The sequence below is a fragment of the Actinomadura sediminis genome (assembly GCF_042675525.1).
Lineage (GTDB): Bacteria > Actinomycetota > Actinomycetes > Streptosporangiales > Streptosporangiaceae > Spirillospora > Spirillospora sediminis.
The window spans coordinates 320,614-335,418 of record NZ_JBHTJA010000001.1 but is presented as its reverse complement, the minus strand read 5'-3'; the positions used below and the strand labels follow the sequence as shown (position 1 = coordinate 335,418).

The following is a 14,805-nucleotide window of genomic DNA, read 5'->3' as shown; positions in this document are numbered from 1 at the left end:
GGAGGCGTCCGCGGCGGCGGCCGCGCTGCCGGCGCCGCTGGTGGCGGCGGCGGATCCGGCGTCGGCGTTCCTCGCGGGCCTGACCGCCCGCGACCCGGGCGACCTGGCGGCGGCGTTGAGCGCCGCGCCGGTGGCGTCGCCCGAGGTGAAGCTGGCTTTGGCGCGCGCCCGGATCGGGCTGGGCGACCCGGACGGGGCGGCGGCGCTGCTGGACGAGATCGAGGAGGAGCGGCCGGGCGACTGGCGGGTCGGCTGGTACCGGGGGGTGCGGGCGCTGGCGGGCGGCGACGCGGAGGCGGCGGCGCGCACGTTCAACGGCGTGTACGACCTGATGCCGGGCGAGCAGGCGCCGAAACTGGCGCTGGCGTTCTGCCACGAGTGCCGGGGCGACGCGGCGTCCGCCGGTCCCTACTACGAGACGGTGTGGCGGACCGATCCGACGCACGTGAGCGCGGCGTTCGGGCTGGCGCGGGTCCGGCTCGCGGCGGGGAACCGGGCGGGTGCGGAGCGGGTGCTGGACGCGGTGCCGCGCATCTCGAGCGACTATCTGGCGGCGCAGCTCGCGGCGGTCGCGGTGGCGGTGCGGGGCCGGGAGCCGGGCGCGCTGTCGGCGGACGCGCTGCTGGCGGCGGGGCGGCGGCTGGAGTCGCTGCGGCTGGACACCGAGCGGCGCGCGGTGTTCTCGGCCGAGGTGCTGGAGGCGGCGCTGGCGTGGGTGCGGGCGGGCGCGGGTGCGGGCGCGGCCGGGTCGGTCGCGGCGCGGTTCCGGTCCGGCCGGAGGCTGCTCGGCACGCCGCTGCGGGAGCCCGCTCTGCGTGCGCGCCTGGAGGAGACGTACCGGCTGCTCGCCAAGCTCGCGGACGGGCGGGACGTCCGGCACGCGATGGTGCGGCGCGCCAACGCCGTCCGCCCGAGAACGCTGCTGTAGCCGAATGACGATGACGTCCCCGACCCCGTCCAGGGAGCCCGCCCGATGAGCGACCTTCCCGAGTTCCGGATCAGCGTCGACCAGAACCCGTTCCTGCCGGACGGCGGCCGGGACATGCACGCGATCGTGTCCGTGGAGGCGCGGGGCGGGTCCGGGTCCGGGGCCGAGGCGGCCGAGGTGATCGTCATCGACGCGTCGGGGTCGATGTCGTTCGGCGGCAAGATGGCGGCGGCGAAGCGGGCGGCGGTCACGGCGGTCGACGTGCTGCGCGACGGGGTGCACTTCGCGGTCGTCGCGGGCGCCAACCGGCCCCGGATGGTGTTCCCGCAGGGGGAGCGGCTGGTGCGCGCGGACGAGCGGACGCGGCGGAGCGCGGCGCGCGCGGTCGGGCGGCTGGACGCGGGGGGCGGGACGGCGATCGGGTCGTGGCTGCGGCTCGCGGACCGGCTGCTGGCGGGGCACGACGGCGCGGTGCGGCACGCGATCCTGCTGACGGACGGCAAGAACCAGCACGAGTCGGCGGCGGAGCTGGACGCGGTGCTGCGGGGGTGCGCGGGCCGGTTCGTGTGCGACGCGCGCGGCGTCGGCACGGACTGGGAGGTCGCGGAGCTGCGCAAGGTCACGTCGGCGCTGCTGGGCGGGTTCCTGGACGTCCCGGACCCGGCGGACCTGGAGGCGGACTTCCGGGCGATGGCGCGCACCGCGATGGGCAAGCGGGTCGCGGACGTGGCGCTGCGCGTGTGGACGCCGCAGGCCGCGGAGCTGCGGTTCCTGAAGCAGATGGTCCCGGCGGTCGAGGACCTGACGGCGCGCCGTGTCGCGTCCGGTGAGCGGACGGGCGACTATCCGGTGGGCGCGTGGGGCAGCGAGGCGCGCGAGTACCACCTGTGCGTGCGGGTCCCGGCGGGCGCGATCGGGCAGCGGATGCGGGCGGCGCAGGTGAAGCTGGTCGCGCCGGACGGGGCGGTGCTGGCGTCGGGGAACGTGCTGGCCGAGTGGACGGACGACGAGGCGCGGTCCACGCGGATCAACCGGCGGGTCGCGCACCACACGGGGCAGTCGGAGCTGGCGGAGGCGGTGCGGGAGGGGCTGGCGGCGCGCCGGGCGGGGGACGAGGAGACGGCGACGCGGCGGCTGGGGCGGGCGGTGGTGCTGGCGCGGGAGGTGGGGAACGAGCAGGTCGCGGGGCTGCTGGACCGGGTGGTGGAGGTGGTGGACGGCGAGTCGGGGACGGTGCGGCTGCGGCCGGGCGTCGCGAAGGCGGACGAGATGGCGCTCGACACCCGTTCGGTGCGGACGGTGCGGACGGTGCGGACAGGGACCGGCCCCGCGAGAGATCATGGCGGTGAACCGGATCAATCCGGCCAATCGGACGAGGCGCGCCGGGCCGAGCAGGCGGGGCCGCCGGGAGAGGCGGGGAGCTGAGGCCATGCCGGTATGCCCGATCGGTCACCGTTCCGAGGACATCGAGTACTGCGACGTGTGCGGCCGCCCGATGGACGGGACGATCCCCGCGAGCCCGATCGCCGGGTTCTGCCGCAACTGCGGGACGGCGCGGACCCCGGACGCCCGGTTCTGCGAGAACTGCGGGACGCGGTTCGAGGATCCGCCTCACCCCGCGCACGGCGCGTCCGCCGAGAACCGGGGCGTCCCGCGCATTCCCGGCCCCCGGCCGCCCGTCAGCGCGCCGCAGGGCTGGGTCGCCGTGGTCAACGCCGACCGCGCCTACTACAACTCGGTGATCGCCGAACTCGGCCCCGACGCGCCCGGCCTGGAGTTCCCGCCGTACTGCCCGGAGCGCCGGATCCCGCTGCGCGACGGCGAGGTGTGGATCGGGCGGCGCAGCGCGTCCCGCGGCATCACCCCGGCGATCGACCTCGGCGAGCCGCCCGCCGACCCCGGCGTGTCGCACCTGCACGCCGTCCTCAACGCGCGCGCGGACGGCACCTGGACGATCACCGACCACGGCGCGCGCAACGGCACCACGATGAACGGCGAGGTCGAGCCGCTGAAGGCGATGGTGCCGGTGCCGGTCGGCGACGGCGACCGCATCCACGTGGGCGCCTGGACGACGATCACGCTGACCAGGCGGGGCGGACCATGACCGTCACTCCCCCGCGCGCCTCCGCGCCCGCCGAACCGCCCGAGCCGCCCGGCCCGCCCGGGCCGTCCCGTCCGGGCCGGGCGCGGCGGACGCTGAGCACGATCCCCGGGCGGATCCGCGTGCAGCTCGCGCTCGTCCTGCTCGCGCAGGCGGGGCTGCTCGCGGTGCTCGCCGTCGCGGTGGACGACGCCCGCGACTCCGTCCGGATGATCGGGCACGAGGAGGGCCCGGAGGTCGTCGCGACCGGCACCCTGTACTTCGCGCTCAGCGACATGGACGCGCAGGTGTCGAACGTCCTGCTCATCGGCGACGACCACGACCTCGGCATCGGGCGCGCGGAGAGCCTGCGCATCTACGAGGAGCGCCGGGCGGAGGCGGACGCGGCGGCGGTCCAGGCCGCGCAGCTCGCCGGCGGCGACCCCGCGCTGCGCCGGACCGTCCAGGACGTCCTGGACGGCCTCGGCCGCTACGAGCGGCTCGTCGGCCGGGCGCTGCAGCTCAGCGAGCAGTCCGGGCACCCGCCGGGGGAGCTCCCGCCGGACGTCATCGGCGCGTACCGGCAGGCGACCGACCTGATGAAGCTGGAGATCCTGCCGAAGGCGTACAACATCACGCTCGACAGCGGCGCGCGCGTCCAGCAGTCGTACGAGACGAAACGCGCGGACGTCCTGGGAGGGAGGGCGTGGCTGCTGCTGCTGGGCGCGGTGTCCCTGGGCCTCCTGCTCGTCCTCCAGGTCTATCTGGCCCGCACGTTCCGGCGCGTGCTGAACCCCGCGCTCGTCCTGGCGACGGCCGGGACGGTCGTGCTGACCGCCGTCGGCGCCGCGCTGCTGACCGCGCACGCCGGACACATCGAGCGCGCGAAGGAGGACGGGTTCGACGCGATCCTCGCGCTGTCCCGGGCCCGCGCGATCAGCCACAACGCGTTCGCCGACGAGAGCCGGTTCCTGCTCGACCCGGGCCGCGCCGACACCTACGACCAGGTGTACCTCGACAAGTCGCTGTCGGTCGTCTACCCCGACATGGGCGGCCGTCCGCTGAACCTGGAGAACTACTACACGGCTTTGGAGAGCGCGCTCACCTCGTACGAGCCGGGCATCGGGCAGGACGTCCCGTTCCTCGGCTTCCTCGGGGATGCGGCCCGCAACGCCGAGCGGGGACGCGAGGCCGACGCGCTGGAACGCACCCTGGAGGCGTACCTGGCGGTGCAGCAAGCGGACGCGGAGATCCGGCGGCGCGCCGCCGCGGGGGACCGGGCCGCCGCCATCGACCTGCGGATGGACCGCGCCGACGGCGCCCTTCGCGACTTCGCCGCCTACGACGCGGCGCTGAACGCGCTGACGTCCGTGCACCGCGACGCGTTCGACGACGCGATCACCGCCGCCGACGGCGGGCTGCGCGGCTGGTCCGCCGTCCCGGCCGCCGCCGTCGCCGCGATCGCGCTGCTCGCCGCCGCGGGCGTCCGCCCCCGGCTCGCCGAGTTCCGCTGACCCGCCGACCGAGTACCCACGACCGAGTACCCACGACCGAGGAGGACCGACCATGCGCGCGACCCGCCCCGCCGCCGCGGCCCTCGCCGCCGTCCTCGCCGTCCTCGCCGTGCCGGCGGTCGCAGGCTGCGGGATCGGCGGCCCGCAGCGGCGCACCATCGCCGACAACCACCGGCTGGTCATCGGGGTGAAGGAGGACCAGCCGGGCCTCGGCGTCAAGCGCCCGGACGGGACGTACGCGGGGTTCGACGTCGACGTCGCCACCTACATCGCGGGCCGGCTCGGCGTGCCGCCCGAGCGGATCGAGTTCACCACGACGAACTCGTCCGTCCGCGAGGAGGCGCTCGCCGCGGGCCGCGTCGACATGATCGTCGCGACGTACTCGATCACCGCGGCCCGCAAGCGGAAGGTCACGTTCGCCGGGCCGTACTACGTGGCCCACCAGGACACGCTCGTCCGTCCGGGGCTGCCGGGGGTCGACGACGTCCGCGACCTGGCGGGCCGGGAGATCTGCGCGGTGACGGGCTCGAACTCGTGGCGGCGCGTCATCGAGGAGCGCGGGGTCGCGGCCGTGCCCGTCCGGTACCCGACGTACGGGGCGTGCATGGAGGCCCTCGCGCGCGGCGACCTCGACGCCGTCTCGACCGACGACCTCATCCTCGCGGGGTTCGCGGGGGACGGGCCCGGCCGGATCATCAACGACCCGTTCACGGACGAGAAGTACGGCGTCGGGATCCGCAAGGGGGACGTGGCGGGGTGCGCGGCCGTGAACCGCGCGATCACCCGGATGTACCAGGACGGGACGGCGGAGCGGCTGCTGCGCGAGTGGTTCGGCGAGTCGGGGCTGGAGCTGACGACGAGCGTCCCGCAGTTCGAGGGCTGCACGTGACGCCCGTCCGTCCCGGGGGCCGCCCGGGTCAGCCGCGGGTGGCGGACGGCATGGCGGCGAGGGCCTCGCGCAGCGTGTCGTGGACCGGGACGTACTTGTCGACGCCGGTGATGCTGAAGACGCGCTGGACGCGCGGCGGCAGCGCGACGAGCGCCAGGTGCGCGTCGCCCTCCAGGGCCCGCCGGTTCGCGATGACGACGACGTTGAGCCCGGTGGAGTCGCAGAACGTGACCTCGCGCATGTCGACGACCACGGGGCCGCCCGCGTCCACGGCCTCGAGCAGCGTCTCCTCGAAGCGTTCCCGCGACACCACGTCGATGTCGCCCTTGACCCGGACGAGGGTGCAGCGGTCGTCCCGCATGAGGTTGATGTCGAAGTCCATGGTCACCTCCACGCCCCTGTCATCGAGGTCCCGCCGGACCCTCTCAGGTGACTCCTCAGCATTACCTACTCGGCGCCCGCATTCCAAGGCTTGCCGGTAAAAGGGCCAGGTCGCCCGAGCTTGTCCCCGGGACCGTAACACGCCCGGAGGGGGCCGCCGCGCGTCGCCGCGGGCAAAAACTTACTCAACAGAAACTTACCTTACAGTAATGAATGGCCCCTCGGATTGGACCGCACGTCCAATGGGATGGATCTCACAGAACCGGCGGCGCGCTCCGGGAACTCGATTCCGCCCCACCCCTGACCAGGGAGGAGACCATTTCGCCGTCACCTCGGGGTGAGAAAATCGGGGCGCCCGCACGGGCGGGGATCGACCCGGGCGTTACAGTGGCGTTGGCGAAATCGGGAGGCTGGATGTTCTACACGTTCATGACGCGCGTGGTGCGTCCGATCCTGTGGCTGATTTTCCGGCCCAAGGTGGAGGGCGGGGAGAACGTCCCGAGCTACGGGCCCCTCATCGTCGCCAGCAACCACCTGTCGTTCATCGACAGCTTCATCATCCCGCTCGCCGTGCCGCGCCCGGTGACCTACATCGCCAAGGCCGACTACTTCGAGGGCCGCGGGCCGAAGAAGCGGTTCGTCCGCTGGTTCCTCACCAACCTCGGGCACGTCCCCGTCCGCCGCGGCGCCCGCCGCGCCGCCATGGGCGCCCTCGAGCAGGCCGCCGACGTCCTCGGCAACAGCGGCGCGTTCGCCGTCTACCCCGAGGGCACCCGCTCCCAGGACGGCCGCCTCTACCGCGGCCGCACCGGCATCGGCTGGCTCGTCCTGGAGTCGGGCGCGCGCGTCCTGCCCATCGGGCTGGAGGGCACCGAGAAGATCCAGCCGATCGGCGCCGCCTGGCCGCGCTTCTTCGGCCCGCGCCCCACCGTCCGCATCGGCCCCCCGATGGACTTCTCCCACTACGGCGACCTGCCCCCGGCCAAGGCCCGCCGCGCCATCACCGACGAGATCGTCGAGACCATCCAGAAGCTCTCCGGGCAGGACTACGCCGGCTGCTACAACGAGCGCGCCGACCACCAGGCGTGACCCCGGCCCCGCCCGGCCGGGTCGCCGCGCCGGGCGTGTCGCCGGGCCGGTTTCGCCCGCCCTGCCCGTAAGGTCGCGGGCATGGCGCACCGGCTCCTCCCGCTCGTCCTGGCGGCGGCCCTGACCGCCGCGGCGGCGTCCGCGTGCGGCGGCGACGATCCCGCCCGGACGTCCGGCGGCGGCAGCGTCGCCGTCGCGGGCATCGGCTACACCTCCGACCAGCTCGCCCAGGCGCTGCTCACCGAACTGCCCGGCTACCAGCGCGGCGGCGACCCCGACCTCGGCGAGTACGGGACGCTGCGCGCCATCCGCAACGCCGCGCGCCTCCAGGAGGGCGTGGAGCTCGACAAGCCCCGCTGCGGGAACGGCGCCGGCGGTCCCGGCGGGAAGATCCCCGCGAACGTCCCGGCCGCGCTCGTCACGTTCACCAAGGCCAACGGGCAGACCGTGAGCCAGACCCTCATGGCGATGCAGGCGGACGACGCCGAGGAGCAGGTCAACGCGCGCGTCCCGTCCGGCTGCCTCACCTTCAAGACCCGGATCGGCTCGAAGTGGGCCGTGCACCGCGTCGCCGAGTCGCCGCGCGGCGAGATCGGCCAGGGGTCCCGCACCGTCGGCGTCACGACGATCGCCGGGGCCGCCCACACGAAGGCGTGGTACGTCGTCTTCCGGGGCCGCGACTACCTCGCGACGATCACCGTCGTCGGGCCCAACGCGACCCGCGACGAGGCCGAGCGGATCGCCGCCGAGGCCCGCGAGCACGCGGAGCGGTTCCTCCCCTGACGTCCGGCGCGCCCAACGGATAATCTTCCTCTAAGCGGCAGTGCGACCTGAATGCGGCAGTGCGACGACGGGCGGGAGAACTGTTGATCGGCAAGCAGGGCCGGGTGACCGGCAAGATCGGCCCGGGGCTCGTCGGCGAGGTGATGATCCCGATCCGCGGCGGCGTCGAGGCCTTCTACGCGCACCCCGTCGACCCCCGAGACGAGATCCCGGTCGGCACCCTCGTCATCGTCGTCGAGCACCAGCCCCCGCGCACCGTCTACGTGGCCCCCGCCTTCGGGTAGCGGCCTTCGGGGGCGCGGCTCAGGCGGCGCCGTCCTCGACGTGCGCCTTCAGCCGGTCCAGCGTCGTCGTGATGTTGGCCGAGTTGAGCCGCGGCCGGTGGATCGTGCCGGTGATGAGCATCGCGAACGGGACGAACCACACGGGCACGCGCGCCCAGTTCTTCTCGGTGACGGTGCAGGCGCCGTCCTCCGCAGGTTCGATCTCGTAACCCCACCGCGCGATCGGGACGCCCAGCGGCGGCGGCGCGTGGACGTCGTAGACGAAGCGGCGGCCGGGTTCGAGTTCGACGACCGTGCAGAGGGTCGTCCAGCGGCGCCGCCCCTTGCGGTTGTGCCCCGCGAACCGTGCGCCGAGCGCGGCGCGCGCGGCGCCGCCGACCCATTCGGCGGAGACGATCTCCTCGCCGAGCCGCGCCATGACGGCCGGGTCGCTGATCACTTCGAACACGCGGTCGGGGGCGGCGTCGATCGTCACCGTGCCGGTTGCGAAGAGTCGGTTCATGGGGCCCTCGCGAGATGTCGGCTGCCGGAGGCCGTGTCCGGTTCCGGGTCACTATAGGGCGGTGCGGCCGCCGGCTCGCCACCGTTCGCCGGGAACTTCCGGGAAGGCAGAACCGTTCGCGCGTCCGCCGCGTCCTACCGGTAGCGCGGACGTGCCCTCCCGTATCGGGCCCGCCGCCCGAGCACGGAAGGGGGCCGGATGGCCATCATCATCGGCGGCGTCGTCGTCGGTATCATCGTCCTGATCATCCTGTTCAAGCTCGTCTGGCGGGTCGCCGAACCGAACGAGGCGCTGATCATCTCGGGGCTCGGGGCGCGGTCCAAGAGCGAGACGGGCCTCGACAGCCTCGGCTTCAAGATCGTCACCGGTAAGGGCACCGCGGTGCTCCCCGGCTTCCAGACGTCCCGCCGGCTGCGCCTCGACAGCCGCGCCGGCAACCTCGAGGTCCAGTGCGTCACGCAGCAGGGCATCCCGGTGCACGTGCGCGGCGTCGTCATCTACAAGGTCGGCGACGACCTCGTCTCGATCGCGAACGCCGCCCGCCGTTTCCTGGAGCAGCAGGCGTCCATGGACGGCGCCATCCACGAGCTGTTCACCGGTCACCTGCGCTCGATCATCGGCAACCTCACCGTCGAGGACCTCATCCTCAACCGGGAGCGGCTGACCAGCGAGACCCGCATGTCGGCCGCCGACGAGATGAGCAAGCTCGGCCTGATCGTCGACTCCCTGCAGATACAGGAGATCGACGACGAGACCGGCTACATCGTCAACCTCGGCCGCCCGCACGCCGCCCGCGTCGCGTCCGCCGCCCGCATCGCCGAGGCGGAGCGCAACCAGGAGGCGACCCGCCGCGAGCAGGAGACCGAGCGGGAGAACGCCGCCGTCATCCGGGACACCGAGATGAAGAAGGCCGAGTACAACGGGCAGGTCAAGCAGGCCGAGCAGCAGGCCCGCCAGGAGGTCATCCTCCGCGAGACCCGCAACGCCGAGCTGGAGGCCGAGCGCACCGAGAAGCGCCTGGAGTCGGAGATCCGCAAGCCCGCCGACGCCCGCGCCTACGAGCAGGTCAAGCTGGCCGAGGCGCAGCGCGACGAGCGCATCGCCTACGCGGACGCCGCCAAGAAGGAGGCGGAGCGCAAGGCCGACGCGACCCGCGTCATGGGCGAGGCCGAGGCGGACGCCATCCGCCAGAAGGGCCTCGCGGAGGCCGCGGCCATCAAGGCCCGCGCCGAGGCCCTCGCCGAGAACACCGACGCGGTCATCGCGCAGCAGCTCGCGGAGAAGTGGCCGGAGATCGTCGAGGCGGGCGCCGAGGTGTTCGGCAACGTCGACAACATGGTCGTCCTGAACGGCGCCCAGGGCGTCGAGGACATGCTCGCGAAGGCCCTCACCCTCGGCGGCACCGGCCTCGGCGTCGCCCGCCAGCTCCTCGGCAACCTCAACGCCACCCCCGCCGCCGCGAACGGCCACGCCCCCGACAACCCCGTCGAAATCCCCAACCCCACGCCCCCGAAGGAAGACTGACCCGCACCCGTCACGAAGGCCCGGCCGGACGAACACCTGGGGTTCTAGGGGTCGATGCAACACCTCAGTTCACGAGGGGTTGTGTTGGACTTCGGGATTCGTGGGGTTCGGTCGCCGCAGCGGCCGGTGAAGCCGGCCGCCGAGCGGGCGGCATACTTCGAACTCATGCGGCAGGGCTACGGCAACGAGGCCGCGTGCCGGGTCGTCGGGGGTGAATTCGAAGACGGGCAGGCGCCGGCGGAACGGACGCAGAACGTCCGGGAGGCACAAGGCGGCTCCACCGGCGAACGTGCCGGTGGAGCCGCCGTCGTGTTCGGGCAGGTACTTGAGCGAGGACGAGCGGACCGTGATCGCCGACCGGCGGCGGGAGTGCGACAAGCTCGGCCCAGCCGTTGCAGGGCCTTGTCGATGTGTACTTGCTGAGGTCGGCTGCGTGGTGGACACAGGTCGACGCACAATGGGCCGGTGATGGAGATGCGTCCCGCGGTGACCGCCGACCGTCCTGAGGTCGCCAGGATGGTGGAGGCTCGGTGTGCCTGGCTGGAGCGGCGAGGACTGCAGAGCTGGCGGGACGCCTTGCACGACTTGGTCGCTCAGTGCGAAAACCCGGCCGGGGACGTGTGGGTTTTGGCGGACGACGAGCGTGGTGTCGTCGGGCAAATGCTGGTGCAGGAGCAGGGGCCGCCGTGGGGGTGGACCGACGAGGAACGTGACGAGGCCGCACTGTACCTATCGGGTTCGATCACCGATCCGGCTGTGCGGGACCGGAAGCCGGGCACGTCGATGGCGTGGTGGGCGGTCGATCGGGCTGCTCGGCTCGGGGTGCCGTGGGTGCGGCGCCACTGCCACGTCGAGCGGGTGGTCCGCTACAACCGGACGCAGGGGTTCGTGCTGGTGCGTGAGGAGCAGCGGACGCACGTCCGGCTGTACATGATGGCGAGGCGGGCCGAGCGGCTCGACCTGTCGTCGTTCTTGGGGGTTAGGACAGGAACGCTCTGACGGCCTGGTCGAGCGTGATGACCTCGACCAGCTTGGAGTGTGGCTCTTCGTGGTAAGGCTCGGTTTCCAGCGCGGCGACGGTGGTCTTGAGACCATCGGGATCCAGCAGCCCCGCTTCGATCAGCGGTGATCCTTCATTCAGGATGCGGCGCAGCAGCGGAAGCCCGTTGACGCCAAGAGATTCTTCGACCAGTTCGGCGAAGCTCTCGCGTCGTTCGGGGTTGCAGGCATCGTGGCTGAGCCCGAACGTGCCGAGGTGTCGGCGCTGCAGTTGCTTGAGTTCGCGCCAGTGAAACGGGAGTTGGTCGCCCAGTTCGATCAGCGCCCGGTGAGCGAACGGATGCACCGGCCACAGCCCGGCGCGCAGAAGGGGCGGCGCGACGGTCTCCGCTGCTAGGAGGGTGATCCCCCCGGCCATGGCCGGAGGAGCGATGGCGTCGTCGACATACTCGATCGCGGCCCGGGCACGGGGCCCGAGCCAAGACAGCGATGAGTCGTCGGTCCGGTCGGCGGCGGCCTGCGCTGACTCGTCCGACCCGATCGCGACCATCTCGTCGCCGCCTAGGCCGGTCACCACGCTGTGCGCCCCCATTGAGGCGATCAGGGCGTTCAGTTCATCGAAGTGCTGGTAGAGCGGCTCGTCATAGGGGCTGACCAGGTCGCCGCGTACCCGGGCGCAGAACGGACCGAACATCAGACGGCCGCGGGTATCGACTTGCAGGTCGTGCGGCCCGAACGGCACCCGATCGCGCATTTCGGCCCGGCGCCGGATCTGCTGCTCGCGCCCCGGGCCAATGACGATCAGTGTCGCGGTGTCGACCTGGCCGGGCCAGCGCCTGGCCGCGCGTGTGCCGATCGAGTCGGAATCCAGCCCACCGGTCAGGTGGCACACGGTCGCGGCGGGCTCCAAGGGACGTGCGTCCAGGGCCGTGTCGATGGCCTCGACGAATGCAGTCAGTACGTCGGCTCCGTCCACCAGTTCGCGTGGCTCGGCGTGCACGACAGGCTCTGGATAGCTGATGACCAGATCGCCGCCGAAGGTGGCCGTTGCCCGCTCCGTCAACCGGTAAATACCGGTGAAGGCGGTTTCTGTAGAGTAGCGGGGCTGGTAGATCAGCAGGCGGGTCGCTTCCCTGGGATTGATCCCGGTCGCGAACGGCGCCAGCTCGGCCATGTCCCACGAGCCGTGTAGGACGCTGTCCCGGTGGGCGAGGAACAACGGTGTCGACCGATCCGCACCGACGGTGACCCGCACAGGCCGACGAGGGGCGACCTCCACCAGCACATGGTCGACCGGCCACCGCCGTGTCTGCGCGGCGATCTCGTCGAGGTCGCCCGCCGCGACCCTCACCGGCGCCGGGGACACGGGCGCCCGGCCGGGCACACGCTCGCGGACAATGATCGCAGTGCGGATGCCGTCCGTGGCGGCGAGCTGCTCGACCATCGGATGCACGAAGGGCGTCACTCGTCCGGCATCGCCTGTCACGTACGAGGTTCCGTCCCACCTCCACATCGGTGAGGCGTTCGGGTCGATCCGAAGAGTCAGCATGACCGTCCCCTCTCGTCCTCATGACACCGAGACGCCGGGCGCCTCATTGCGGCTGGCCGGCCGTTCACACGGACGTCGTGTCGTAGGTCTTGGCCCCGTCCGACGAACCCGACTTCTTCTTGTAGGTGTTGCGTACCAGCGGCGTCTGAACGATGTGGCGCGGTGCCTCCGCGAACAGGTGCTCGGTACTCGCCCTCTTCTCGGCGGGCGGCCGGAACATCTCCAGCAGAGTCGCCTCGCCGGTCTGCAGGGTGGTGCTGTAGTCCATTGGCCTCTCCTTTCGCGTGAGGACCGAGCGGTCCCGATCCGGTGCTGCCTTCACCTTCCGCCCCGGCTCGAGAGAGCATCAATGCCGCCGCCGCGACCGTCCTATTGCCGCCGTCCCATTGCCGCCGATCGCGTGCTGCGGCAATGAGTCGGCCGTTGCCGGTCACCGCAATACAGCGTCGCGTTACGGTCGGTTACGCTCGGGAGCGGGGTGGGGCCGAGCCCGCTGGAGGTTGGCGTTGCCGCACACGATCAGCAGAGCCCGGCGCAAACAGCTCGCTGAGCAGGCTCGCGGTATCCGGGCCCACGGCCAGCGTGGGCGCTGGCCGGTGGAACGGATCGCCGCGCACATCCAGGCCCGGCTTCCGGAGGTGCTGCCTCTTGAGGCGTGGCGATGGGCATACGGCTGGACTCGCGCGGACACGATCCGCGGTATCGCCGAGCTCTATCGAGCGGACGGGCTGGGCGTCCCACCGGTGAACCCGGCGATGCTGTGCCGGTGGGAGCACGGTGCTTTTCCGCCCAGCCCGGAGTACGGCATGGCCCTGTGCCGCCTCTACGACGCCACCCCGGCCCAGCTAGGTCTGCCCGATTGGGCGAGCCCCCGCGCCGGTAACGAACGTCCGCAGTACGGTGCGTGGCAGAAGCGACCGGGACGGCGACCACGAATTGGAGTCCTCATGGCGGTTGGGAACCTCGTGGCCCTGCGCGAGAGCATCGAGTTGGCGCTGGAGGTCGAAGGTCCGCTCGGAGGCCCGCAGACCCGCGAAAACCTGACCGCCGCGCTCCACCATTACGACTTGCGATACTCCCAGTATGAGCCCGGTGTGCTGGCCGCGGAGGTGCACCGGTGCCGGACGCTCGTCAACGCCATGCTTCGGCATCCTCAGGCCGATGCCGACCGGCGCGAACTCCGCCGCATCGCCGGATGGCTGTCGGCTCTCGTCGGGAACCTGGCCTTTCACCTCGGCGACCAGGCCGCAGCGGACGTGCATCTGGCGACCGCCGCCCGGATCGGCGGCGACACCGGCGACCGCCGGCTGACCTCCTGGGCCATCGGGGCCCGCGCCATGACCGCCTATTACGCGGATCGCCACCCCTCAGCAATCGAACTGGCACAGCATGCGTTCTCGCTGGCCGACTCTCCGCTGTGGCAGGCTCAGATGCTTGCGTGGGGGGCGCTGCGTCCCACCGCCGCGCTCGGTCCCGGCTCCCGCGCCGAGGTCGCACGCATTTCTGGACGCGCATTGGACGCCATGGACAGCGCGCCCGACAGCGATGTTCCCGGTCGGTTCGGATTCGACCGCGCCGAACTCGAAGTGCACCTGGCCGAAGCGGCCTTGCTGGCCGGAGACGCCGCCCAAGCGGCCCGGTACGCCGACGAGTCGCGCCAGCACATTCCGCACGGACGTCCGGGCTGGGCGGCCGCCACGATCGTGCTGGCCCGCGCCGAAGCCGTCCAGGGACGTGGCGACGACGCGGCCGCGCTCGCCACGGCCGTCCTTGACACCATTGCTCCCGGCGCCCTACGTGCCACCAGCCGCGACCGCTTCAATGCCCTGCGCGCCGACCTGCGTCGCCGTCCCGGTACCCCAAGCCGTCAGGTGATGGACCTCCACGCACGGTTGGAGGCCCTGCCGCCGCTGGCCTCGACGGGTCAGCCGAACAGCGAACCCAACGGTCGCTGAACACGAATGTCAGAACGCCGAGTGCCCGCGACCGCCACCCGGGCGCGCGGCGGCCTCGGGGCGCGGCGTTCGTCCGAGCACATCGCCGCGCTCGGACAGCCCGTCCGATCTGGACGGGCCGAGCCGGTCAGCGCCCGTCCGAGGTCGTCAGGACGGCCTTGCGGAGAGCGGCCGGACGGAGCAGGAGGACCGGTCCGTCCGGATCTTTGCTGTCGCGGACGGCGACCGAACCGGGGAGTGCGGCAAGTTCGACGCAGTTACCGCCGTTCTCGCCGCTACGGCTCGCCTTGCGCCAGGTGGCGTTGCTCAGGTCCATGCCTCAGAGCCT

At 72.5% G+C, this 14,805-nt stretch carries 16 protein-coding genes; 11 read left to right on the top strand and 5 right to left on the bottom strand.

Annotation, left to right across the window (positions count from 1 at the left end):
• The 5 genes from ACFQ11_RS01630 to ACFQ11_RS01610 form a co-directional block, all read left to right on the top strand.
• A partial coding sequence (locus ACFQ11_RS01630; protein WP_378295895.1) for a tetratricopeptide repeat protein occupies positions 1 to 928 on the top strand: 928 nt, incomplete at its 5' end.
• 45 nt (positions 929 to 973) lie between these two features.
• A complete protein-coding gene (locus tag ACFQ11_RS01625) occupies positions 974 to 2,353 on the top strand; it encodes a VWA domain-containing protein (RefSeq protein ID WP_378295893.1) in 1,380 nt (459 codons plus the stop codon).
• 4 nt (positions 2,354 to 2,357) lie between these two features.
• Positions 2,358 to 3,032, top strand: a complete 675-nt coding sequence (locus ACFQ11_RS01620) for an FHA domain-containing protein (RefSeq protein ID WP_378295892.1) — start codon at positions 2,358 to 2,360, stop codon at positions 3,030 to 3,032.
• Entirely contained in the window at positions 3,029 to 4,522 is a 1,494-nt protein-coding gene (locus ACFQ11_RS01615) for a hypothetical protein (protein WP_378295891.1), read from the top strand. Before ACFQ11_RS01620 ends, ACFQ11_RS01615 begins: the two co-directional genes overlap by 4 nt.
• 52 nt (positions 4,523 to 4,574) lie before the next feature.
• The gene (locus tag ACFQ11_RS01610; protein WP_378295889.1) at positions 4,575 to 5,411 is read left to right on the top strand and encodes a glutamate ABC transporter substrate-binding protein; all 837 of its coding nucleotides are present in this window, start codon (positions 4,575 to 4,577) and stop codon (positions 5,409 to 5,411) included.
• A gap of 28 nt (positions 5,412 to 5,439) precedes the next feature.
• Here the strand turns inward: ACFQ11_RS01610 and ACFQ11_RS01605 are convergent, their stop codons facing one another.
• Entirely contained in the window at positions 5,440 to 5,793 is a 354-nt protein-coding gene (locus ACFQ11_RS01605) for an STAS domain-containing protein (protein ID WP_378295888.1), read from the bottom strand.
• 413 nt (positions 5,794 to 6,206) lie between these two features.
• Here ACFQ11_RS01605 and ACFQ11_RS01600 point away from each other — a divergent pair, with 413 nt between their 5' ends.
• The 3 genes from ACFQ11_RS01600 to ACFQ11_RS01590 all read left to right on the top strand — a co-directional run bounded on the left by ACFQ11_RS01600 (position 6,207) and on the right by ACFQ11_RS01590 (position 7,948).
• Positions 6,207 to 6,881 (top strand): lysophospholipid acyltransferase family protein, encoded by a 675-nt coding sequence (locus tag ACFQ11_RS01600; protein WP_378295887.1) that lies wholly within the window; start codon positions 6,207 to 6,209, stop codon positions 6,879 to 6,881.
• Between the two features lie 81 nt (positions 6,882 to 6,962).
• Positions 6,963 to 7,664, top strand: a complete 702-nt coding sequence (locus tag ACFQ11_RS01595; protein WP_378295886.1) for a hypothetical protein — start codon at positions 6,963 to 6,965, stop codon at positions 7,662 to 7,664.
• 83 nt (positions 7,665 to 7,747) lie between these two features.
• Positions 7,748 to 7,948, top strand: coding sequence for a hypothetical protein (locus ACFQ11_RS01590; RefSeq protein WP_378295885.1), 201 nt, complete (start codon positions 7,748 to 7,750; stop codon positions 7,946 to 7,948).
• A gap of 19 nt (positions 7,949 to 7,967) precedes the next feature.
• Here the strand turns inward: ACFQ11_RS01590 and ACFQ11_RS01585 are convergent, their stop codons facing one another.
• A complete protein-coding gene (locus ACFQ11_RS01585) occupies positions 7,968 to 8,450 on the bottom strand; it encodes an SRPBCC family protein (protein ID WP_378295884.1) in 483 nt (160 codons plus the stop codon).
• A gap of 198 nt (positions 8,451 to 8,648) precedes the next feature.
• Here ACFQ11_RS01585 and ACFQ11_RS01580 point away from each other — a divergent pair, with 198 nt between their 5' ends.
• Positions 8,649 to 9,974 carry an SPFH domain-containing protein gene (locus ACFQ11_RS01580; RefSeq protein ID WP_378295883.1) on the top strand — a complete coding sequence of 442 codons (1,326 nt, stop codon included), beginning with the start codon at positions 8,649 to 8,651 and terminating at the stop codon, positions 9,972 to 9,974.
• 468 nt (positions 9,975 to 10,442) lie between these two features.
• Positions 10,443 to 10,973, top strand: coding sequence for a GNAT family N-acetyltransferase (locus ACFQ11_RS01575; RefSeq protein WP_378295912.1), 531 nt, complete (start codon positions 10,443 to 10,445; stop codon positions 10,971 to 10,973).
• Here ACFQ11_RS01575 and ACFQ11_RS01570 read toward each other — a convergent pair.
• Together ACFQ11_RS01570 and ACFQ11_RS01565 are read right to left on the bottom strand one after the other, a co-directional pair.
• Positions 10,954 to 12,522 carry an asparagine synthase gene (locus ACFQ11_RS01570; RefSeq protein WP_378295882.1) on the bottom strand — a complete coding sequence of 523 codons (1,569 nt, stop codon included), beginning with the start codon at positions 12,520 to 12,522 and terminating at the stop codon, positions 10,954 to 10,956. The two genes, ACFQ11_RS01575 and ACFQ11_RS01570, sit on opposite strands and share 20 nt — an antisense overlap.
• Before the next feature lie 64 nt (positions 12,523 to 12,586).
• Entirely contained in the window at positions 12,587 to 12,790 is a 204-nt protein-coding gene (locus ACFQ11_RS01565) for a hypothetical protein (protein ID WP_378295881.1), read from the bottom strand.
• A gap of 238 nt (positions 12,791 to 13,028) precedes the next feature.
• On the opposite strand from ACFQ11_RS01565, the gene ACFQ11_RS01560 reads away from it, so the two are divergent.
• Positions 13,029 to 14,477 (top strand): XRE family transcriptional regulator, encoded by a 1,449-nt coding sequence (locus ACFQ11_RS01560; RefSeq protein WP_378295880.1) that lies wholly within the window; start codon positions 13,029 to 13,031, stop codon positions 14,475 to 14,477.
• Positions 14,478 to 14,604: 127 nt separating this feature from the next.
• Here the strand turns inward: ACFQ11_RS01560 and ACFQ11_RS01555 are convergent, their stop codons facing one another.
• Positions 14,605 to 14,793 (bottom strand): DUF397 domain-containing protein, encoded by a 189-nt coding sequence (locus ACFQ11_RS01555; protein ID WP_378295879.1) that lies wholly within the window; start codon positions 14,791 to 14,793, stop codon positions 14,605 to 14,607.
• Positions 14,794 to 14,805 lie beyond the last annotated feature (12 nt).

Coding starts and splice junctions, on each gene's coding strand:
- ACFQ11_RS01625 (WP_378295893.1), top strand. CDS start 974: ATGAGCGACCTTCCCGAGTTCCGGATCAGCGTCGACCAGAACCCGTTC.
- ACFQ11_RS01620 (WP_378295892.1), top strand. CDS start 2,358: ATGCCGGTATGCCCGATCGGTCACCGTTCCGAGGACATCGAGTACTGC.
- ACFQ11_RS01615 (WP_378295891.1), top strand. CDS start 3,029: ATGACCGTCACTCCCCCGCGCGCCTCCGCGCCCGCCGAACCGCCCGAG.
- ACFQ11_RS01610 (WP_378295889.1), top strand. CDS start 4,575: ATGCGCGCGACCCGCCCCGCCGCCGCGGCCCTCGCCGCCGTCCTCGCC.
- ACFQ11_RS01605 (WP_378295888.1), bottom strand. CDS start 5,793: ATGGACTTCGACATCAACCTCATGCGGGACGACCGCTGCACCCTCGTC.
- ACFQ11_RS01600 (WP_378295887.1), top strand. CDS start 6,207: ATGTTCTACACGTTCATGACGCGCGTGGTGCGTCCGATCCTGTGGCTG.
- ACFQ11_RS01595 (WP_378295886.1), top strand. CDS start 6,963: ATGGCGCACCGGCTCCTCCCGCTCGTCCTGGCGGCGGCCCTGACCGCC.
- ACFQ11_RS01585 (WP_378295884.1), bottom strand. CDS start 8,450: ATGAACCGACTCTTCGCAACCGGCACGGTGACGATCGACGCCGCCCCC.
- ACFQ11_RS01580 (WP_378295883.1), top strand. CDS start 8,649: ATGGCCATCATCATCGGCGGCGTCGTCGTCGGTATCATCGTCCTGATC.
- ACFQ11_RS01575 (WP_378295912.1), top strand. CDS start 10,443: ATGGAGATGCGTCCCGCGGTGACCGCCGACCGTCCTGAGGTCGCCAGG.
- ACFQ11_RS01570 (WP_378295882.1), bottom strand. CDS start 12,522: ATGCTGACTCTTCGGATCGACCCGAACGCCTCACCGATGTGGAGGTGG.
- ACFQ11_RS01565 (WP_378295881.1), bottom strand. CDS start 12,790: ATGGACTACAGCACCACCCTGCAGACCGGCGAGGCGACTCTGCTGGAG.
- ACFQ11_RS01555 (WP_378295879.1), bottom strand. CDS start 14,793: ATGGACCTGAGCAACGCCACCTGGCGCAAGGCGAGCCGTAGCGGCGAG.